This is a genomic window from Xanthomonas sp. NCPPB 2586 (assembly GCF_041475775.2).
Classification (GTDB): domain Bacteria; phylum Pseudomonadota; class Gammaproteobacteria; order Xanthomonadales; family Xanthomonadaceae; genus Xanthomonas; species Xanthomonas campestris.
Genome location: NZ_CM192981.1, coordinates 5,015,354 through 5,035,738 on the forward strand (window position 1 = coordinate 5,015,354; position 20,385 = coordinate 5,035,738).

The following is a 20,385-nucleotide window of genomic DNA, read 5'->3' on the forward strand; positions in this document are numbered from 1 at the left end:
CTGCGCAGTCGTTTTGATAGCGGCTCTTAGTTTGCGCGTGCGGTGACACGCGTGAGTAGCCCAGTAACGCGCGCATCTGACACCCATCGCGTGCCGATCAACAGCCTGCGCTCATGTCGCCGCGCGCACCGGCCCGCTCAATCGTCGAGTTCGGCCAGCCGTGCACGCACGCTGTCGGCATCGATGTGGTCGCGCAGGTGCGGCCACTGCCGTGCCCACACCGACAGGAACACGATCCAGGCGCCAAACACGCCCAGGCAGGTCGAACCCAGCGCCAGGATCAGCGGATGCAGCGGCGACTGCACGCCGGTCTTGAACAGATACATGAAGGCTCCGGCGAACAGCAGCCACACACCGAACACCGGCCAATTGCTGGCCAGCAGGCTGGTGTTGGGGCGCTCGATCTGCCGCAACAACCGGCGCAGCGCCTTGCGTTCGTCGTCGTGGGTGGTCATCGCCAGGCCTCTGCTGCGGGATGTGGAGGGCGGCAACCCACTGGCTGCCAGGCGCGCGGTGATGGGCGCACGTGCAGCGCGGTCCGTGTAGCCATGTGCCCCGTGCATGGTGCCAGGGCATGGCGCGGGCATCACGCCTCGATCGTACTGCGGCCCGCGTCATCGCCCCCGCCGATACCCACGGCACCGGCAAGGAGCAAGGACGTTGTCAGTCGACCACGCGGCAGAACACCGCCTTGAGATAACGCGATTCCTGCACGTGCGCCATGAACGGATGGTCCGGGCCGGCACCGGCGACTTTCAGGATCTGGATGGTGCGCCCGGAGAAATACGAAGCGCGCCGCAGCATGTCCAGAAACTCCTGCTCAGCCACCAGGCCGGTGCACGAGAAGGTCGCAAACAGGCCACCCGGCTTGACCACGCCCAGCGCCAGCTTGTTCATGTCCAGATACTTCTTCAGCGCCGGAATCACCTGCTCGCGGTCGCGGGTCATCTTGGCCGGGTCCAGGATCACCACGTCGTATTTCTCGCCGCGGTTGGCCGCATCGCGCAGCCACGGAAAGATGTCGGCCTGCACGAACTTCGGGCGCACGTTGTTGAGCTTGGCGTTGCCCTTGGCAATGGCGATCACGTCTTCGTCGATGTCCACGCCCAGCACCTCGGTGGCGCCGCGCGCAGCCGCATACACCGCAAACCCGCCGGTGTTGCAGCACAGGTCCAGCACGGTCTTGTCCTTGACCTGCTCGCTCAGCCACTGGCGGTTCTCGCGCTGGTCGGCAAAGAAACCGGTCTTGTGCGCACCGGCCGGGTCGGCACGGAACTTGATGCCGTACTCGGTGATCACCGACGCTTCGGTGGTGGTGTTGCTGTGGAAATCGAAGCTTTCCTGCTTTTGCACATGCTCATCGGCAAAGCTGTGGAAACGGCAGCCCGGGAACTGCTCGCGCAAGGCCTCGTAGATCCACTCGCGGTGGCGGAACATGCCGGCGGCGAAGAATTCCACCACCACCAGGTCGCCATAGCGGTCCACCACCAGCCCGGACAGGCCATCGCCTTCGCTATGCACCACGCGCCAGGCATCGGACACGCCATCGAGCTGCAGCCAGTCGCGGCGCAGGCTCACCGCCGCGGCGATCTTGCGCGAGAACCAGCCCGCATCCACCGGCACCGACTGGTCGGTTTCCAGGATGCGCACGGCAATACGCGAATGGCCGTTGTAGAAGCCGCGGCCGATCCATTCCCCGTCCACGCCGACCACATCGACGATGGTGCCGGGCTTGGGCTTGGCGGCGGGCTTTTCCACCAGCTTCTGGAAGATCCACGGGTGGCTGGAGCGCCACGCATTCTTGAGTCGGACGACGGGGACAGGAGTATTCATTCACCTATTGTATCCGGCTGGATTGACGCGCCCGCCCCCGGCCCGCAGAATCGGCCGCAGAAGGGGAGTAGCTCCCAGCGTTGTCGCCGTCATTACGAGCCCTGCCTGTCAGGCGCTCCGGTGCAACGGCAACCGGCCCGGCCGGTTGCGAGCGAGACCTTCGCCGCGCAGGCGAAGGTCCGTCACCCGGAATCCACGATTTCCGTGTCACAAGGCCTCAGCCCTACCGGCTGTCCAGGTCGTTTTCACTTTTCGGGATTCTTATGCAAACCATTGGCAATGTCTGGTTATGGGGTGGCTTCGCGGTCGTGGTGATCGCGGCGCTGATGATCGATCTGGTGCTGATGCGCCACGGCGGTGCCCACAAGGTCACCTTCAAGGAAGCCACCTGGTGGAGCATCGGCTGGGTGCTGCTGGCGCTGGCCTTCAATGCCGGGCTGTGGTGGTACCTGCAAGGCAGCGTGGGCGATGCGCAGGCCGACCAGATCGGGCTGCAGTTCCTCACCGGCTACCTGGTGGAAAAATCCCTGGCAGTCGACAACATCTTCGTGTTCCTGATGGTCATGACCTACTTCGGCGTGCCCGAGGAACAGCGCCAGCGCGTGCTGATCATCGGCGTGCTCGGCGCGATCGTGCTGCGCGCGATCATGATTTTCGCCGGCTCGATGTTGCTGGCCAAGTTCCATTGGCTGCTGTACGTGTTCGGCGCATTCCTGCTGCTGACCGGCATCAAGATGTGGTTCTCCGCCGGCAAGGAGCCGGACCTGGAAGCCAACCCGGTGCTGCGCTGGATGCGTGGCCACCTGCGCCTGAGCCCGCAGTACCACGGCAACCTGCTGAGCGTGATCAAGGATGGCAAGCGCTGGTTCACCCCGCTGTTCGTGGTGTTGATCCTGATCGCGGTGATCGATGTGATCTTCGCGGTGGACAGCATCCCGGCGATCTTCGCGATCACCACCGACCCGTTCATCGTGCTGACCTCCAACGTGTTCGCGGTGCTGGGCCTGCGCGCGATGTTCTTCCTGCTGGCCGGCATGGCCGACCGCTTCCACCTGCTGCCGTACGGGCTGGCGGTGATCCTGGTGTTCATCGGCACCAAGATGATGATCATCGATCTCTACAAGATCCCGGTGCTGGTCTCGCTGGCCGTGGTGGTCGCCATCCTGGTCGCCACCATCGTGCTGAGCCTGCTGCGCCCGGCGAAGCCGGCTGGGCACTGAGGGGCTGGGATTGGGGGATTGGGGATTCGTGAAGGGCAGCGCCGCGTGTGCTGCTCGTCTCTGGCGCACCGACCATCTTGAGGGGTCCCTGCCCGCCCACCATCGCGGGCCCTGACGCGGTATGGATGCCGCGTCAGCGCTTACAGGGATGTACTTGCGGCGTGTCGCGACGGTGGGCGGGCAAGGGCGCTGCAGCCAAGCGACAGATCAACAATCAGAAGCTAGGTGAGTCGAGGGCGCGGTGCCCTCACCGCTCGCGGGACACGCCGTGAACCCGTCCCTGGGGACCGTGTGGCGGCATCCATGCCGCCACACGGTCCCGCAAGCGGCGAGGACACCACACCAGACAGTTTGTAGGTGGCTTTGTTGAAAACATGCACACCGACCAGCTCCGACTGGTCCTTGCCCGCCCACCGTCGCGGGACCTTACGCGGCAGGGATGCCGCGTAAGCGCTTTACAAGGATGTACTTGCAGCGTGTCCCGCGATGATGGGCGGGCAAGGGCCCTGCAGCCAAGCCGCAGATCGTCCAGGGTGATGCGCCAACGATCGGCGCCGGGAGTGGATTATCCCGTCGCCGGGCCTGCTTATCCCGAGCCGCATAGGCTTGTAAAAAACCCGTGCGACGCCATCCGTGAAGGCATGACCTCGCATCCTGTTGCCACCGCCGACGCCCCCACGCAAGACCGCCTGGATCGCTCCCGGGTCTTGCGTGCCTTCAACCTCAGCCTCGCTGCCGTGCTGCTGCTGGTGGCCGTGTTCACCGCCCAGGGCATGTTCGACTGGCGTGCGTGGGCGGTGGCGCCACTGCAGGCCGACGGGCTCATCGGCATCCTCACCGCGCCACTGTTGCACGGCTCACTCGCCCATCTGGGCGCCAATGCGGCCGCACTGCTGATCCTGGGCACCCTCGCCGGCAGCGTGTATCCGCGTGCCACCGCGATGGCGTTGCCGCTGCTGTGGCTGGGCTCGGGCCTGGGTGCATGGCTGCTGGGCGACCCCGGCAGCCGCCACCTGGGGGCGAGCGGTGTCACCCACGGGCTGATGTTCCTGGTGTTCGTGCTGGGCCTGCTGCGCCGCGACCGCCCGGCGATCGCCACCAGCATGATCGCGTTCCTGTTCTACGGCGGCATGCTGATGACCATCCTGCCGCACGAAGCCGGCGTGTCCTGGCAATCGCATCTGGGCGGCGCGGTGGCCGGCCTGATTGCCGCGCTGCTGCTGCGCCTTCGCGACCCGCAACAGGCCAAGCCGCGCTACAGCTGGGACGACGAGGACGAAGACGCCGCCTGGGAGGTCAGCAACCCCGAGCACGCCATGCTGGAACCGCCGCCGCCGCGTCAGGTGCCGGTGCTGTGGCAACGCCAGGACGACGGCTCGGAAAACGTGGTGCTGCATTTCCCGCCACGCGAACGCCCGCCGGGCACGTAGTGCGCGTTCTGCAGGCGACTAACCAAGTAATCAGTGCTGTGCCGCGTTTGTAGGAGCGCGCTTGCGCGCGATGAAGCGTCACCGGTAACGCCCCATCGCGCGCAAGCGCGCTCCTACGTATGCGTTGCTTACCGCGGTGTTTTTCCGCTCAATGCACGCCGCGCCAGGCCCGGGTCGTCGGCGAAAAACGCATCGATGCCGGTGTCCAGATAGCGCTTCAATTGCGCCAGTGCACCAGGCACGTAACACCATTCTTCAAACAAGCCACCGACCAATCCACGTCGCCGCCCGCCCCACGTAGGAGCGCGCTTGCGCGCGATGAAGCGTTATCGGTAACGCCCCATCGCGCGCAAGCGCGCTCCTACGCACGCGTTGTCTACCGCGGTGTTTTCCCGCTCAACGCACGCCGTGCCAGGCCCGGGTCATCGGCGAAAAACGCATCGATGCCGGTGTCTAGATAGCGCTTCAATTCCGCCAGCGCACCCGCTTCGTTACGTTCGGTCGGCGCACCGCCACTGCGGTTGTCGGCGGCGAGAAAATAGTTTTCCGGACGAAAGGTGTACGGCTGCACCTGCAATCCCGCCGCATGCGCATCGCGCACCAGGCTGGTCGGTTGACCCAGGCGCTGCTGCGCATCCAGCGGAATGATCGCGCGGATGTCCGGGCCGATCGCGTCGGCGTAGGTGGCAACCTGCGTGAGCCCCGCAGGCGTCCTCAGTTGCGCATAGGTGGCTGGCGCAGCGCCCTTGCCCGCATCGGGCAGCGCCATCTGCGCACCACTGAGCAATTGCAGCAGCCGGATGTTGCTCTGCCGCCCGATCCTGCCGCGCAGATAGCGCAGGTTGGTGGTCTCGAACGACTGGATCACCACCGGCGCCGTGCGCGTATACGCGTGCGCTTGCAGGGTGGCCAGCACCTTGTCTTCCATCGCCAGGCCCAGGCCGCTGAAATAGCTCGGGTGCTTGATCTCAGGAATCAGCCCAATCGTGCGCCCGGTGGCGGCCGACTCTGCCGCAACGAAGTCGATGATCTCGTCCAGCGTCACGATCTGAAAATGGCCATCCCACTGCGTGCCACGCAATTGCGGCAACCGCTCACGCGCGCGCAGGGTCTTCAACTCGGCCAGGGTGAAGTCTTCGGTGAACCAGCCTTCCAGCGCCTGGCCATCGATGGTCTTGCGCGTCTTGCGCGCGGCAAACTCCGGATGGCTGGCCACATCGGTGGTGCCGCCGATCTCGTTCTCATGGCGCGCTACCAGCACGCCATCCTTGGTCGACACCAGATCCGGCTCGACGAAATCAGCGCCATCGACGATAGCCTTGGCGTAGGACGCCAAGGTATGTTCCGGGCGCAATGCGCTGGCACCGCGGTGCGCGAAGATCTGCACCGTCTTGGCCAGCGGCGCTTCTGCCAGTGCAGGGCTGCTCATGACGGCCATCATCGCTCCCAAGACTAGAACACGGTGGAACTGCATCATGCCTTTCTCCAACGAAAAAGTAGCCATCAAACCAAAGCATGATCGCCAGGCGAACGCGGCCGATTGGTGGTGCGGCATGTACTACACGTACACCCCCGCTTTCTCCGCATCGTTCGTACACGCCTGATAACCACGCGCTAAGAGCGGCTAACAAAACGTAGCGAGCAGTCGTCAGGTGGGTGCGGACGGCGCGGAGGAACCGGAGTGTACGGGGGTACATGAGAATTCCGAGCACCGGCCGCGCCCGCCTGGCGGCTGCGCAGTCGTTTTGATAGCTGCTCTTACGTCTTGTCAGCCACTCTAAAACTAACAGCGTCCATCAGCATCGGAAATCCGTAAGCAGCAGCAAGACCCGCCGTTACGAATCCCCAATCCCGATTCCCCAATCCCTAACTCAGAACTTGGCATCCAACGTCAAGAACACCTGCCGCGGTGCACTGGCGTGGAATGCCAGCTGGCGGCCATTCGGATCGCTGTTGGCGAACGCGGTGAGGTTGGAGGCGTAGCGTTTGTCGGTGAGGTTGGTCACGTTGAGCGAGAGCTTCAACGACTGCAGCATGCTGACCTGACCAAACTCATAGCCGGCGCCGGCATCGAACGAGGTGTAACCGCCAAAGCCCTGATCATTGGTGTAGGTGTAGAAGCGCTCACCGGTGTACTTGCCACGCAGGTTGACATTCCAGCCAGCGTAGTTGAAGGCGATTTCGCTGGCGAGCATGCGCTTGGGCGTATCCACCGTGGTCTTGCCGGCAGTGGCAATGGTCACCCCGTTCTGCACGTAGTTGTCGTCGTAGGTGGAGCGGTTGATCGAGGCCGAGTTGTACCACTGCAGGTAGCTGGTGGGCTTCCAGATCACCGTCAGTTCGCCACCGCGGCTGCTCACCGACCCCACGTTGAAGAAGCGCGTGGTGCAGGCCGGCGTGGTGCCCTGCTGGATGCTGGCGCAGGGGTTGAGCGAGAGCAGGCGGTTGTCGAAGGTGACGTCGTAGCCGACCAGCGAGGCTTCGAAGCGGTCACGCACGAAGCGGTAGCCGGCTTCCAGGGTGCGCGACTTTTCCGGCTCCAGCGCGCCCACGCTGGCATCGAACGAGGCCTGCGTCACCAGCAATGGGCCACCGGCGCCGCCGCCCTGGAATGCGGCGATGTTTTCCGCGTACGAGGCGAACACTTCCTGCCCTTCGGCCAGGCGATATCCCAACCCGATCTGCGGCAGCACCGACTCGCTGGCCTTGATCGAGCCGGTGGCCACCGGCGCTTCCACTGCGATGCCCGGCGTCTCGCGCGCGGTCATTTCGGTGCTCGGGCTCTTGATGCCCAGATCCACGCTCAGGCGGTCGTCGAGAAACTTGAAGTTGCCCTGCACGTAGAACTGCCGCGTGGTGATGATGTAGTTCTGCGAGAACAGCCGGCGGTCGGGATCCTGCAGGAACTTGTCATCGCTGACCGGCCCATCGATCCAGTAGAAATTGCGCTCCACATCGTGGTGGTTGCGCTCGTACCACAGCCCGGCTTCCAGATGATGCGGGCCCAGATCCCAACCGAGTGAGGCGATACCGCCAGTGCGATTGATCCAGTAGTTGGTGCTGCGGATCGAGATCGGCAGTGCCTGCGGCGTACCCGGGTTGGACGCTTGACCCGGTGACCACCAATGCCCCTGGCCCTTGTTTTCATGGTGATACACCTGCGTGTGCAGGCTGATGGCATCGTTGGGCTGGAAGTCGCCGGCCACGTAGAACAGGTCGTCGTCGCGCAGCGCGCGGCTCTGGTAATACGCATCGTCCACGTTATCCACGCCACCACTGAAGCTGCAGCGCGCCGCATTGCGCGTGGCCGGCGCGCAGTACGCCGCCGCCAACGCACGGTTCCAGTCCGGTGCGTACAAATTCCAGTCCCAGCCCAGTCCACGCGCCATGCCGCTCTTGGACAGGTAGGAATAGTCGGCTTGCGAAGTGCGCGAGGTATCGGCGAAGGCCGTCAGCTTGCCGCCGTCGAACTGGTACACGCCCTTGGCATTGAACTGGCGGGTGGTGGTCGGCGACTCGGGGCGCGCCCACATGTCGGCTTCGGCATTGATGCCGGACACATACGCCGAGAACCCGTTGTAGTCGCCGGTATCAATACGCAGGAAGGTGCGGCGGTTGGCATCGGAGCCCACCGTCTGCGACACCTGGCCGCCAAACACGCTGGACGGATCGGCCGAGTAGTACTGGATGGTGCCGCCGAGGTTGCTGGTCGAGGCAGTACCGAGCGCACCGATACCCGAGGCCAGCTCCACGCCCCCGAAATTCTCGGCGATCAGCGCGCGGCTGATGTTGAGGCCGTTGTAGTTGCCGTACGCGTTATCGCCCAGCGGCAACCCATCGAGCGTGTAGCCCAGACGCGTGCCGTTGAAGCCACGCAGGCTGATCGTCTGCGATTCCTCGTTCGCGCCGAAGGCATCGTTGGACTGCACGTTGACGCCCGGCATGCGGTTGAGCAGCTTCTGGATGCTGGTGCCCGGCGGCAGCACCGGAATGTCCTGCTGGGTGATGCGCTGCACCTGACGGGTTTCGCCCTGACCGATCACCGACACCGCATCGAGTTGCTGCACGGTTCCCGTGGCGGCAGACGCGTCGGCACCTGCCTCGGCGGGCGTATCGGCGGCGCGCACGGCCGGTGACAGCACGAGCGCGGTAAGAACAGCGGCACTGAGGAGATGGGTCTTGGGCATGAGCGGCGTGGGGGAAGAGTCAAAAGATGGCGGCAAGCGTGCGACAGCTGTCTTGCGCCGATGCGACTGCCGCATGACAGTGCGGCGACAGTCGCTGCGTTGCGCGCGCCGTCACTGCGTGGCGCCGGCATGCAGCTGTCATCTGCGCGTCGTAATGTGCGCGTTCTTCCCGTTGTGTCGTTTGAGGAGTGTTCCATGCCGCAGCGCCGTGCTCGCTCGTTCCATCGGACGCTGACTGGCGCCGCAATTGCCACATTGTTGATCGGCAGCGGCCTGGCGAGTGCGCGGGAGAAGCCTGCCTCCGCAGGTTCGGTGATTGCTACCGACGCACGTGGTTATCTGCAGAAAGAGCAATTGCCCGACAGCCTGCAGCTGGTTCCGCCACCGCCGCAGGATGGCAGCGCCGCGCTCGCCAACGACGAGGCAGTGGCCAAGGCGATGCTGCAACTACGCGGCACACCACGCTGGGACCTGGCCACGCGCGACGCCGCGCTGGGCTTCCCGGCGGCGGTTGGCCACTTCAGCTGCGCATTGGGCGTGCAGATCGACCAGGCCACGACGCCACACCTGCTGCGCCTGCTCGAACGCAGCCTGCGCGATGCCAGCACCAGCACCAGTGCGGCCAAGGGGCGCTACCAACGCCCGCGCCCGTTCATGCGCAACAATCAACCGATGTGCACCCCGGCCGACGACGACAGCCTACGCAAGAACGGCTCCTACCCGTCCGGTCACACCGCCATCGGCTGGAGCTGGGGCCTGATCCTGGCCGAACTGGCACCGGCCAGGCGCGATGCCCTGCTCGCTCGCGGCCGCGCCTTCGGCGACAGCCGCCTGGTCTGCAACGTGCACTGGCAAAGCGACGTCCTGCAGGGCCGCATCATGGGCGCCGCCACCGTCGCGGCACTGCATGGCAACGCCGAGTTCCAGAACGACCTGGCCGCCGCCCGCCGCGAGATAGCCAAGGCCACGCCGGCGAACTCCACGACATGCGCGGCAGAAGCCGCCGCCCTGCAGACGGTGTTGCCGGGCGTGCTGTAGGCCACATCGCAGTGATGCGCGCCTGCGCGATGTGCAGGTCGCAGGCATGCAGCCGAACACTGCGGCTCGCAGCATTCGTCGATTGGCGCATGCAGGCATGAAGGCATGGGGATGCCTGGGCTCTGAGTCGATGGGCAGGCTATCTGGCGCATGCGTGCAGCAGTGCGTTGCCCGCTCGAACGCTGGCAATGGTGCCGTTTCCACTACCAACCTGTTGACCGCTGGCTTGGCGCATAGCCGCCGAGATGCTGGTCATGCGCGGCATCCGCGATCACAGAGCGTTGGCCTGGCATAGGCGCCGCCACCCACCCTCCGCCGAGCACAGCAGTTGGCGGCCTCTTGGCAGGTGATGCTTCCGCAAGAGATGCGAGAGACCCGCTTGGTCGACCTGCGGGCGTGTTCTCCCGGCACTGACTCGCCCAGCTGTCGCACCACCTCGCTGAGGTCGAAAGGCCAGCGCGCACTGGCATGCCTAGATGCATCATCTGGCGTTTGCCACAACTCCTGGCCCTTAGGCACTTCCGCAGCAGCGGCAAATACTTCATTCGCATACAGCATTTGCTCGAACGAATCCCGGCCCGAAAGCACCGATCTCGTTAAAAGTTCCCGGAAGATGACATCTCGGTAAATCCTGGGTTAATCTTCAGACAAGCTTCAGGAAGCTGACATCCGTTCAGGTTGTTCAGGCGATCCCTGAAGTGCAGTTCCCCTCGACTGCGATCGCAGTCGAGTCCCACGTCTGCAGTGTCCGTGACCGAATTCATCAGGAGAGAGAGGAATGACGCGTCCAGGGGTTCGTAGTGTGTTGTGCAGGAACATCAAGCGCAGTGCCTTGAGTCTTGCGTTGGGGATGTGCGTCGTCGGTGGGGTGCAAGCGCAGAGCGCAGTCGGCTCGATCTTCGGTAGTGGCCAGCCAGGAAGCACGATCGCCATCCAGAGCCCGCAGACCGGCGTCAGCCGCTCGATCACCGCGGGCGCGGACGGGCGTTTCACTTTCAGCCAATTGCCACCGGGCAAGTACGTGATCACCGCCGATGGGGTGACGCGCGAGGTGGACGTCAAGGTCGGTAGCGGCTCGCAGGTATTGCTCGGCAGCGATGCCAAGACGCTGGACCGTGTGGAGGTCGTGGGCGTACAGGCCTTCAATCCGATCGACGTGTCGTCGGTGGAATCGACCACGGTGTTCACGGCCGAGCAGATGGTCTCGCTGCCGGTGGCCAGTGATGTGTCGTCGGTGGCGCTGCTGGCGCCGGGCGCCGTTCGCGGCGACAGCGGCCTGGGCGCGGGCAATCTGGCCTCTTTCGGCGGCTCCTCGGTGGCCGAGAACGGCTACTACATCAACGGCTTCGACGTGACCAACATGCGCACGTTCCTGTCCTTCGCCAACATCCCGTTCCAGGGCATCGGCCAGCTGCAGATCAAGACCGGCGGCTACGGTGCCGAGTACGGGCGCTCGCTGGGCGGCATCGTCAGCATCGTGACCAAGTCCGGCTCCAACGACTGGCATTACGGCGCCAGCGTTGAATGGGCACCGGACTGGGGCGCTGCAGCAGGCAAGAACGTGCGCGAGCGCGATCCCGATGCGTCGGACCCGCTGTACCAATACCGTAGTGATGACCAGTTCGACAGCACCATCTATTCGGCTTACGCCAGCGGCCCGATCATCAAGGACCGCTTGTTCTTCTTTGCAATGGTGGAAGGCCGCCAGGAGACGGAAGACAACTTCTACGCGCTGACCAGCCGGCGTGTCAGTGACACGACGCCGCAGGGCCTGGTCAAACTCGACTGGTACATCAACGACAGCAACCTGGTCGAATTCACCGGCATCTACAACCAGGCCAAGACCAAGTACCGCACCTACGAATACGACACCGACGCCAACGGCGATAACCGCTACAACGTTGGCAGGCACGAAGTGCCGATCGAGCAGTACGAGATGGAAAACGGCGGCAAGGTCGGCATCCTCAAGTACACCGGCTACTTCACCGACAATTTCACCCTGTCGGCGCAATACGGCTATTTGAGCAACCTGATCGATTCCCGCTTACCTGCCAATCCCGCCGGCGGAGAGTGCCCATGGGCGTACAGCTTCGGCCTGACCACCAGCGTGATTGACCGCTATATCGGCTGCAACCCGGGCACGATCACGACCATCGCTGATCTGGATGCCGAACCCGATGAAGACGTCCGCAAAGCCTTCCGCGTGGATGGCGAATGGGTGCTGGGCGAGCACCGACTGCGCTTTGGCGTGGATCAGGAAAAATACGAATCCAGCCACCGTGGCCAGACCTACGCCGGCGGCATCAACTGGGCGTACTACACCGTGCCGGGCAATGCTGTGGCAACCGGCGCGTTTGCCGGACAGCCGGGGCGTACGGTCAACGGTCAGCTCGTGCCGCGCGGTGCGCTGTATGCACGCTCACGCGTGTATCAGACCAGCAGCTCCAGCTACGAGAACACCAATAGCGCGTTCTATCTGGAAGACAACTGGCAGGTCACCGAGAACTTCCTTGCCGTGCTCGGCTTGCGCGGCGAAAAGTTCGAAAACAAGAACGGTGATGGCATCGCCTGGATCGAGTCCGATTACAAGATGGCGCCGCGCCTTGGCTTCTCCTGGGATGTGCTCGGCGACGCCAGCCTGAAGCTATTCGGTACCGCCGGCCGCTACTACATTCCGGTGGCGACCAACTCGAGTATCCGTGCCACCGGTGCCGAATCGACCGTGTCCAACTGGTACTTCGTCAATGGCTGGAGCGAAGCCGATGGCACGCCGGTGGGTCAAGGTGCGCAGATCGGCCAGACCCAGGCCAATGGCTCGCTCACTGCGCCGAATCCGGCCTCTGTCGCATCGACCAACCTGTCGCCGATGTACCAGGACGAAGTGATCCTGGGTGGCCAATTGCAGCTGACCGAGAACTGGATGGCGGGTGTGCGCATGATCCGCCGCGAAGTGAAGTCAGGCATGGACGACACCTGCACAACCAACCCCTGGATTGACTGGGCCGCGGACAATGGCTATCCCGATTTCGATCCGGGATCCGTGCCGAGCTGCTACTTCCTCAATCCAGGAAGCGATGTCACCCTCAATGTCGATTTGAACGGCGATGGCGAAGTCGAACTGGCCACCCTGCCTGCCTCGTACCTTGGACTACCTGAGTACCGTCGCCTCCACACGGCACTGGAATTCTTCTGGGAACGGACCGGCGAGAAGTTCAACTTCCAGGGCTCCTATACGTTTGCCAGGACACGCGGCAACGTCGAGGGCTACGTCAATTCCACGCTGGAACAGGAAGATGCCGGCCTCACCCAGGACTTCGACCACCGTCTGTTCACCGATGGCACCTATGGGCCGACCCCGAACGATCGTCAGCACACGCTCAAGCTGTTCGGGGCATACAACCTCACGCCCGAATGGCAGTTCGGCGGAAATCTGGTGCTGCAGTCCGGCCGCCCGATCAACTGCCAGGGCTATATTCCGCTGGACGATATTCCGCAGCCTGACCAGGGCAACCTCAGCGGTTACAGCGGCTCGAGCTTTTATTGCTTGAACGCTGAAGGCACACGCGAGCTACGCCAACGTGGCGACGAAGGCCGCACACCGTGGACCTGGACCTTCGATCTGGCAGCGGCCTACATCCCCAATTGGGCCGACAACAAGCTGCGCATCAAGCTCGACGTCTTCAACCTGTTCAACAACGATCGCGTCACCGAGTACAACGAGTTCAGTGAGGCCTCGCGTGATGTGATCAGCCCGAACTACTTGAACGATGGCAATTACCAGACACCGCGCTCGTTCCGGCTGACGGCACGCTACGACTTCTGAGCGTGCGCATGATGAAGTGACCACAGCATCCGGCCTCGCAAGAGGCCGGATTTTTCATGGGTGGCGCATGAGCGAGGTCGCGGCCACCGCATTACTTCCCGATACAAAAACTCGAAAAGATCTTGCCGAGTAGATCGTCCGCGCTGAGCTTGCCGGTGATTTCGCCGAGGGCTTCATGCGCCAGGCGCAGTTCTTCGGCGGCCAGTTCGAGCTGCTCGTAGCGCAGCTCCAGATCTGCGGCGTCGGCATGTTGTTCGGCGCGGTGCAATGCATCGACATGCCGCGTGCGCGCTGAAAATTCGCCATCCACGCTTTCTATGCCATCGCCCAGCGCCAGTTCGCGCAGGCGGGTGTGCAGGTGCTCCAGCCCCTGCCCGGTCACCGCAGACACCGCGATCGCATCGGCGTCCATTGGCCCAGCCACAGCCAGCAGGTCGCATTTGTTGTGGATCCACAACCGGCGCGGTACCGCATCAATGGCATCGCCGAGGGCATCGCGCGCGGCCTGCGGGTCACGTGCATCCAGCACGATCAGCGCCAGGTCGGCACGCTGCAGTTCGGCGCGCGCGCGGCGCATGCCTTCGCGCTCGATTGCATCGCCGCCCTCGCGCAGGCCTGCGGTATCGACCAGGGTCAGTTCGAATCCATCGAGCTGGATCGCTTCATGCAAGGTATCGCGCGTGGTACCGGCAACATCGGTCACGATCGCCCGATCACTGCCGGCCAAGGCATTGAGCAAGGAACTCTTGCCGGCGTTGGGCGGGCCGATGAGTACTGCGTGCAAACCATCGCGCAACTTGCGTCCACGTTCGGCATCGCGCAACAGCTGCGCAAGCAATGCGCGCGTGCGGGTGAGCTCCTCGCGCACCTGCGCGCCGCCCAGTGTGTCGAGGGGCTCGTCGGCAAAGTCGATCGCCGCTTCCACATGGATGCGCAACCGCGTGAGGCTCTCACTCACCGCATCCACGCGCCGCGAGAACACACCGTCGAGCGATCTGCGCGCCGCACGCGCTGCGCGCAGATCGCCGGCGGCGATCAGGTCGGCAATCGCTTCGGCCTGTGCCAGGTCGAGTTTGCCGTTGAGGAAGGCCCGCTCGCTGAACTCACCCGCACGCGCCTGGCGTGCACCCAGCGCGATGCAGCGGGCCACCAATTGCCGTAGCAGCACCGGGCTGCCGTGGCCCTGCAGCTCCACCACCTCTTCGCCGGTGAAGCTGTGCGGCGCGGGGAACCACACCGCGATGCCGTCATCGATCACCTCGCCCTGCGCATCACGAAAGCGCGCGTAACGCGCATGCCGCGATTGCAGTCCGGCGATGCCCAGCGCGGCGGCGATCTGTACAGACTGCGGGCCGGACAGCCGCACGATACCGATACCGCCAGTTCCGGCAGCAGTGGCGATGGCAACGATGGTGGAAGGCGAAGCATTCATGCGATGAGAGAACGAAGAGAAATCACAGGGTCTGCAACTGTGCGCGTGCCTGCTCGGCACCGGCACCTTGCGGCTGCAGGGCGAGATAGGTGGTGTAGGCCTTGCGTGCCTTCTCGCGATCGCCTGCCTTGGCATAGGCATCGCCGAGGTTGAGATAGGCCACCGCGCGCGAGGGATCGATCTTCAAGGTGTTTTCCAGCCAGCGTGCGGCTTCGGCATAGCGCTCCTGGCGGTAGTACACAAACCCCAGGTTGTTGGCAGCCAATGCAAAGTCCGGCCGCAGCTTCAGGGCTTCGGCGAACTGCTCGGCGGCATCGGCGTAGCGTTTTTCCTTATACAGCTGTAGACCCCGTTCGTTGGCCAACTGTGCACGCTGACGGTCGCTGCTCTTCACCGCGGTCGGCAGCACCAACGTGGCTTCGCCGCCCTGCAAGGTCTTGACCGTCACCGGCGCCGCGTTTGCGGGTACGCCGGCACTCACCGCAGCCGGACGCACCGCATCCACGCGGCCATTGAGCGCGATCGCGGCCGCCGACAACTGCGCGGTATCGGCGGTGAGGAATTCTTCGCCACTCGGCACCTGGAACACAAACTCACCGCCCTGCGATCCCGGCAGGCTGCCGAATGCCGGCGTCTGTGCCGACACCGCAGACACGGCCGGCGCGACATACGCGGCCAGCTCGGTTCCGGTGATCAAGCCATCGCCATTGAGATCGCCCTTGCCGGCCAGCGCCTGCAACACCACCCAGGTGAACACCGAATGCCCGTTCGGGCCACTGTCGGCCACCTGTTGATCGGCGCCGCCGGCGGTGAGCATCTGGCGCGCGATACGGCGGGCGTTCTCACGCAGGTAGGCGCTGGAACTTGGGCCGCCACGGGTCAATCCCAAACCGCTGTAGCAGGCATCCATCACGAACAGCACGTGCTTGGCCTGCAGGCTTTCGGCGATGTTCTGCAGGTCGCTCATGGCGATCGCGTCATTGGCCAGATGCTCCGGGTCCGAATCCACCGGGATGATGTAGCCCAGGTCGCGCCCGGAGGCGAGCCGGCGCGTGGCGCCATGCCCGGCGAAGAACACGAACACGCGGTCGTTGGTCTGCGCGCGTCCATCGCCGAGCCGGTCGTGGAACGCGGCCAGGATGTTGTTGCGGGTGGCTTCGGCATTCTTGAGCACGATCACCTGCGACGACGGAAACCCCAACGGGCCGGTCAAGGTGTTGGCAATCGCCTGCGCATCGTTGGCGGCGTATTCGAGCTTGGGCCAGCGCGCGTAGTCGTCGATGCCGATCACGATCGCCCACGACTTGGCATAACCGGTGGTCACCGTTGCGGCCGCTGTCGCGCTGGGTGCGCGTGCCACCGAGAAATCGCGCCCGTTCCAGCCGGCAAACTGGTAGCCATCGGCAATCAGGCGATCCAGGATCTGCGGCAACGCTTTTACGGCGCGGTCGTGGATATCGTGGAACAGCACGATGCCGCGCTGTTCCTTGTTCACCTGGTCGAGCACGCGCTGCACGATCGATTCCGGCACCGGGTCGGCCCAGTCCATTGAATCGATGTTCCACATGATCGATTTCAGGCCCGCTTCGCCGAGCAATTGCAGCCCTTCGGCATTGCGTGCGCCATACGGAAACCGAAACAGCGGCGCGCGCTTGTCGTCCACCGCACGCAACAGCGTGTCGGTATCCAGCACCTGGCTGCGCAAGGCCGCACCGGTGGTCTTGGATAGCTGTGCGTGGGTGAGGCTGTGATTGCCCACCGCATAGCCTTCTTCCATCAGGCTGTGGCTGATCTTGGCCAGCGGTGCCAGGGTCGGCTTGCCTTGCGCATCCAGGTTGCCCAGATTGCGGCCCACTTCGAAGAACACGCCGGGCACGTCGTAGCGTTTGAGGATGGCCACGATCTCCTCGGTGTAAGCCTTGTGCGGGCCATCGTCGAAGGTCAGCACCACCGTCTTGGGCGGCAGGTCGCGGCCGAAGATCTCGCTCTCGCTGTCGCGCGCGGAGAACGGATACGGCTCCACCACGCCGTGGTCGCGCAGGATCTTTTCGCGCGTGTACAGCGTGCGCAGATGCGCCACGTAGTCGTCCCATTTCTCGCGCTTGGGCGTGATGGCGCGGCTGCGATCGAAGCGACTGAAGATCTGGGTCAGCTCGGTGTTGTAGGTGCGTTCGATTTCATCCAGCGCCTCCAGGTCTTCGCCAATGCGTTGGTGCAGTTTGACCGCCGGCAATGCCGAATCGCGGCCAATACGCGCGTGCAAATCGCGCAGCACTTCGCGAAAGGCCAGGCGATCGGCATCGTAGAGATCGGGCGCCGACTCGACGTCGTCCAGCACCGTGGCAAGGGTGGCAAAGCGGGTGGACGCCTTGGAGGCCAGCACGGTCTCGAACCGTGCAGCAATACGCTCGCGCTGCTCCAGGTTCTCATGAAACAACTGCTGGCCCACGCTGCTGGAGGTGGCACGGTCGCGCGGCGATTGCGCGGCCTCATCGGCCAGCAACACGATGATGCGGCGATGCCGGTCCAGCTGTTCGTGCAACTGCGCGATCAGGGTGCGCGCATCTTCGGCAGCTGGATCGTTTTGCGCGGCAGATGTGGCGGATGCGGCCGGCTTGGCAGCCTCCTGCCCATCGCGCCCGTCCTGCGGTTTGCCGCAGCCAGCCAGCAGCAACAGCCCCACATAACTGGCGCACAGCAACAGGCGGTGCAGCGGCGAAGACATCACGAACGCATCCTTGGCAATGGTCAGCACGTGCGGTGGTGCACTGCGGGGGCACATGTACAAAGCCCGCCTTGCGGCGGGCCTTGTTCCACTTACTTGGCGTTGGCCTGGATGATCTTGCTCGGCTTCTCGCCGTGCTGGCGGATCATCCACCACTGGATCAGCAGACCCAGGCCACCGTTGACCACCCAGTACAGCACCAGGCCGGCCGGCATGAAGGCCATCATGACGCCGAACACCAGCGGCATGAACTGCATCATCTTGGCCTGCATCGGGTCCATGCCCGGGGTCGGGGTCAGCTTCTGCGTTGCCCACATGATGGCGATGTTGAGCACCGGCAGGATGAAGTACGGATCGCGCGCGGTCAGGTCCTGGATCCATCCCAGCCACGGCGCCTGACGCAGTTCCACCGATTCCACCAACACCCAGTACAGCGCGAAGAAGATCGGCATCTGGATCAGCAGCGGCAGGCAGCCACCCATCGGGTTGATCTTTTCCTTCTTGAACAGCTCCATCGTCGCCTGCTGGTACTTCTGGCGGTCGTCGCCGTAGCGCTCCTTCAACTGCGCCAGGCGCGGCTGGAAGCGGCGCATCTTGGCACCGGACTTGTACTGCGCGGCCGACAGCGGATACAGCGCCAGGCGCAACAGCACCACCAGGCCAATGATCGCCCAGCCCCAGTTGTGCAGGAAGCTGTGCAGATGGCTCAGCACCCAGAACAGGCCCTGGCCGATGATGGCCATGATCGAGAAGCGGCTGTAGTCGACCACGCGGTCCAGGCCCTTCACGTCTTCCTTGGCGAGCAGGCTGACCAGCTTCGGGCCCACCCACAGGCGCGCCTCGGTGCTGGCACTCTGGCCCGGTGCCACGGTGAAGGCTGGGCCACGCAGCTCGGCCACGTCACGCGGGCCATCCTGCGCCAACACGTACAGCGAGGCCTGGTCCTTCTGCGGGATCCACGCGGTGAAGAAGTGATGCTGCAGCAGGGCCACCCAGCCGCCGGTGATCTGGCGATTCAGGCCACCGTCGTCCATGTAGTCCTTGAACGCCCGGCGCTCATACCCTTCCTGCGGGCTGTACCAGGTCGCGCCGTTGAAGCTGAAGGAATCCGGGTTGGTCATGCCGCGGCTGAGGATGGTCGGCACCCGGCTCAGCTTGCGGAACACATAGGCATTCCACGCCGCATCGCTCTTGTTGATCACCTCATCCTTGATCGAGATCGCGTAGCTGCCGCGCTGCAAGGTGAAAATGCGGCGGATCGACACGCCATTGGGGCCGTTCCACACGAACGGCACTACCAGGGTGTTCTGGCCCTTGGCCAGCTCAAACGTGGTGCCCGGCTGCTCGGCACGGAAACCGCCCACGCCCGGCACCGGCGAGCGCTCGCTGGCCCAGCCGCTGGTGGCGTTATACGGATGCGCGGCGTCTTCGGTCAGCAACTTGACCGGCTCGGTGCCGTCCTTGGTCTGCGGGAACTGCAACAGCTCGGCGTCGAGCACGCTGCGGCCGTCCAGCTTCAGGCGCAGCACGTCCGAGGTCAGGGTGATTGCCGGCGCGGCACCGGTAGTAGCCGGCGTGGCCGTGGTGGTGCTGGTCGCCGGCACCGCGGCAGGGCTGCCGGCTTGCGGAATTGCCTGTGCCGACGGCACGTTCGCCGCGGGGGCCGCGGCGTCCGGATCGCGCGCCGCCGGGACCGCCTGCGAGGCGATCGGCGTCGGCGCATTGGCGGCCGCCTTGTCCTTGCCCCACTCCATCCACAGCAGTGCCGCGACCATCAGCCAGGCAAAAATCAGGAAAACACGGGTCTGGTTCATCGGGCAGCAACTCGCTCAGTCGGAACGGGGGTCCGGCTCTGTCGGGGAAAGGGAGGATGGGCGCGGTGCCCTGGCGGGCGGCATTGTGCCGGGCGCGGCAGGCAGGGGCAATGCGCCGGCACGGCGCAGCAGACGCACGAAGGCGTCGCGGATCTGTGGATTGGTCGCTTTGGCGGCCGCCGAACGGGCCACGATGACGTAGTCACCGCCGGCAAGCTCCGGCAGCAGGTGGCGCATGGCATCGCGCAGGACCCGCTTGATTCGGTTGCGTCCCACCGCACGCGTATCGACCTTGCGCGATACCGCCATGCCCAGGCGCGGCGGCGTCTCGCCACTGCGCCAGTGCAGGCTCAGCAACGGGTCCGAGGTGCGGCGCGCGGTATCGAAGACGACCGTATATTGCGCACGCGTACGAACCCGCGCAGAGCGAGGAAATCGCCTGCACGGGTTCGATGCGTTCACTGAAGGGATTGCCTCGGCCGCAGGGAGCGGCGCGGCAATCAAGCGCTCAGGCGCTTGCGGCCCTTGGCGCGGCGGCGAGCCAGGATCTTGCGGCCGTCGGCGGTTGCCATACGTGCGCGGAAGCCATGGTCGCGTGCTCGCTTCAGGTTGCTGGGTTGGAAAGTACGCTTGGTGGCCATGGGGCCCTCTGCATGGATGGAGACGAATAGAACCGGAAATTCTATAGGAGCTGTTGGGGCCGGGTCAACTCCCTGCTGGCTTTACCGCAAGTGACGGTGTGCATGGCCTGTGGATGGACCTGTGAATAACCCTGGGAAAACCCTGCCCCGGGTGCTAGTCTGGTCCATCCTCTTTTCATGACCGGGCTGCGAGCACGGCGCTTTTCTGCGCGCCGCAGCCAGCAACAGATGATCACACTTTG

13 protein-coding genes, 1 other RNA gene and 1 pseudogene are annotated in these 20,385 nt (G+C 64.4%); 4 read left to right on the plus strand and 11 right to left on the minus strand.

Translation table 11 applies throughout. The features are described from left to right. Window positions 1-137: 137 nt before the first annotated feature. On the minus strand, window positions 138-455 hold the full coding sequence (locus ACCQ09_RS21970) for a hypothetical protein (RefSeq protein ID WP_011039291.1): 318 nt from the start codon (window positions 453-455) through the stop codon (window positions 138-140). 208 nt (window positions 456-663) lie between these two features. Beyond that, on the minus strand, window positions 664-1,833 hold the full coding sequence (locus ACCQ09_RS21975) for a class I SAM-dependent rRNA methyltransferase (protein WP_011039292.1): 1,170 nt from the start codon (window positions 1,831-1,833) through the stop codon (window positions 664-666). A gap of 263 nt (window positions 1,834-2,096) precedes the next feature. On the opposite strand from ACCQ09_RS21975, the gene ACCQ09_RS21980 reads away from it, so the two are divergent. Together ACCQ09_RS21980 and ACCQ09_RS21985 are read left to right on the plus strand one after the other, a co-directional pair. Continuing rightward, the gene (locus tag ACCQ09_RS21980; protein WP_011039293.1) at window positions 2,097-3,053 is read left to right on the plus strand and encodes a TerC family protein; all 957 of its coding nucleotides are present in this window, start codon (window positions 2,097-2,099) and stop codon (window positions 3,051-3,053) included. A gap of 641 nt (window positions 3,054-3,694) precedes the next feature. After that, window positions 3,695-4,483, plus strand: a complete 789-nt coding sequence (locus ACCQ09_RS21985; RefSeq protein WP_029217131.1) for a rhomboid family intramembrane serine protease — start codon at window positions 3,695-3,697, stop codon at window positions 4,481-4,483. Window positions 4,484-4,611: 128 nt separating this feature from the next. Here ACCQ09_RS21985 and ACCQ09_RS21990 read toward each other — a convergent pair. The 4 genes and pseudogenes from ACCQ09_RS21990 to ACCQ09_RS22005 form a co-directional block, all read right to left on the minus strand. Then, window positions 4,612-4,719: pseudogene (locus ACCQ09_RS21990) on the minus strand (glycerophosphodiester phosphodiesterase); the annotation flags it as partial. Between the two features lie 140 nt (window positions 4,720-4,859). Further along, the gene (locus tag ACCQ09_RS21995) at window positions 4,860-5,960 is read right to left on the minus strand and encodes a glycerophosphodiester phosphodiesterase (RefSeq protein ID WP_029629091.1); all 1,101 of its coding nucleotides are present in this window, start codon (window positions 5,958-5,960) and stop codon (window positions 4,860-4,862) included. A 145-nt stretch (window positions 5,961-6,105) separates the two neighbouring features. Beyond that, window positions 6,106-6,180: non-coding RNA, sX9 sRNA (locus ACCQ09_RS22000), on the minus strand. A gap of 174 nt (window positions 6,181-6,354) precedes the next feature. Next, window positions 6,355-8,670 carry a TonB-dependent receptor gene (locus ACCQ09_RS22005; protein ID WP_016945038.1) on the minus strand — a complete coding sequence of 772 codons (2,316 nt, stop codon included), beginning with the start codon at window positions 8,668-8,670 and terminating at the stop codon, window positions 6,355-6,357. 195 nt (window positions 8,671-8,865) lie between these two features. On the opposite strand from ACCQ09_RS22005, the gene ACCQ09_RS22010 reads away from it, so the two are divergent. After that, window positions 8,866-9,708, plus strand: coding sequence for an acid phosphatase (locus tag ACCQ09_RS22010; RefSeq protein WP_011039297.1), 843 nt, complete (start codon window positions 8,866-8,868; stop codon window positions 9,706-9,708). 832 nt (window positions 9,709-10,540) lie between these two features. Continuing rightward, on the plus strand, window positions 10,541-13,531 hold the full coding sequence (locus tag ACCQ09_RS22015; protein ID WP_274498754.1) for a TonB-dependent receptor: 2,991 nt from the start codon (window positions 10,541-10,543) through the stop codon (window positions 13,529-13,531). 91 nt (window positions 13,532-13,622) lie between these two features. On the opposite strand, the gene mnmE is transcribed toward ACCQ09_RS22015, so the two are convergent. From mnmE to rpmH, 5 genes are all read right to left on the minus strand, one after another. Continuing rightward, window positions 13,623-14,963 carry a tRNA uridine-5-carboxymethylaminomethyl(34) synthesis GTPase MnmE gene (mnmE, locus tag ACCQ09_RS22020; protein WP_012439739.1) on the minus strand — a complete coding sequence of 447 codons (1,341 nt, stop codon included), beginning with the start codon at window positions 14,961-14,963 and terminating at the stop codon, window positions 13,623-13,625. A 22-nt stretch (window positions 14,964-14,985) separates the two neighbouring features. Then, complete coding sequence (locus tag ACCQ09_RS22025) at window positions 14,986-17,691, minus strand: polysaccharide deacetylase family protein (RefSeq protein WP_029217128.1); 2,706 nt, start codon at window positions 17,689-17,691, stop codon at window positions 14,986-14,988. A gap of 89 nt (window positions 17,692-17,780) precedes the next feature. Continuing rightward, window positions 17,781-19,502 (minus strand): membrane protein insertase YidC, encoded by a 1,722-nt coding sequence (gene yidC, locus ACCQ09_RS22030; RefSeq protein WP_040942183.1) that lies wholly within the window; start codon window positions 19,500-19,502, stop codon window positions 17,781-17,783. A gap of 15 nt (window positions 19,503-19,517) precedes the next feature. Continuing rightward, window positions 19,518-19,964 carry a ribonuclease P protein component gene (rnpA, locus tag ACCQ09_RS22035; RefSeq protein ID WP_011039302.1) on the minus strand — a complete coding sequence of 149 codons (447 nt, stop codon included), beginning with the start codon at window positions 19,962-19,964 and terminating at the stop codon, window positions 19,518-19,520. A gap of 38 nt (window positions 19,965-20,002) precedes the next feature. Further along, window positions 20,003-20,143 carry a 50S ribosomal protein L34 gene (rpmH, locus tag ACCQ09_RS22040; protein ID WP_002805908.1) on the minus strand — a complete coding sequence of 47 codons (141 nt, stop codon included), beginning with the start codon at window positions 20,141-20,143 and terminating at the stop codon, window positions 20,003-20,005. Between the last annotated feature and the right edge of the window lie 242 nt (window positions 20,144-20,385).

What these genes read in the sequence shown, in the direction of transcription:
- ACCQ09_RS21970 (WP_011039291.1), bottom strand. Translation starts at nt 455, where the DNA reads ATGACCACCCACGACGACGAACGCAAGGCGCTGCGCCGGTTGTTGCGG.
- ACCQ09_RS21975 (WP_011039292.1), bottom strand. Translation starts at nt 1,833, where the DNA reads ATGAATACTCCTGTCCCCGTCGTCCGACTCAAGAATGCGTGGCGCTCC.
- ACCQ09_RS21980 (WP_011039293.1), top strand. Translation starts at nt 2,097, where the DNA reads ATGCAAACCATTGGCAATGTCTGGTTATGGGGTGGCTTCGCGGTCGTG.
- ACCQ09_RS21985 (WP_029217131.1), top strand. Translation starts at nt 3,695, where the DNA reads ATGACCTCGCATCCTGTTGCCACCGCCGACGCCCCCACGCAAGACCGC.
- ACCQ09_RS21995 (WP_029629091.1), bottom strand. Translation starts at nt 5,960, where the DNA reads ATGATGCAGTTCCACCGTGTTCTAGTCTTGGGAGCGATGATGGCCGTC.
- ACCQ09_RS22005 (WP_016945038.1), bottom strand. Translation starts at nt 8,670, where the DNA reads ATGCCCAAGACCCATCTCCTCAGTGCCGCTGTTCTTACCGCGCTCGTG.
- ACCQ09_RS22010 (WP_011039297.1), top strand. Translation starts at nt 8,866, where the DNA reads ATGCCGCAGCGCCGTGCTCGCTCGTTCCATCGGACGCTGACTGGCGCC.
- mnmE (WP_012439739.1), bottom strand. Translation starts at nt 14,963, where the DNA reads ATGAATGCTTCGCCTTCCACCATCGTTGCCATCGCCACTGCTGCCGGA.
- yidC (WP_040942183.1), bottom strand. Translation starts at nt 19,502, where the DNA reads ATGAACCAGACCCGTGTTTTCCTGATTTTTGCCTGGCTGATGGTCGCG.
- rpmH (WP_002805908.1), bottom strand. Translation starts at nt 20,143, where the DNA reads ATGGCCACCAAGCGTACTTTCCAACCCAGCAACCTGAAGCGAGCACGC.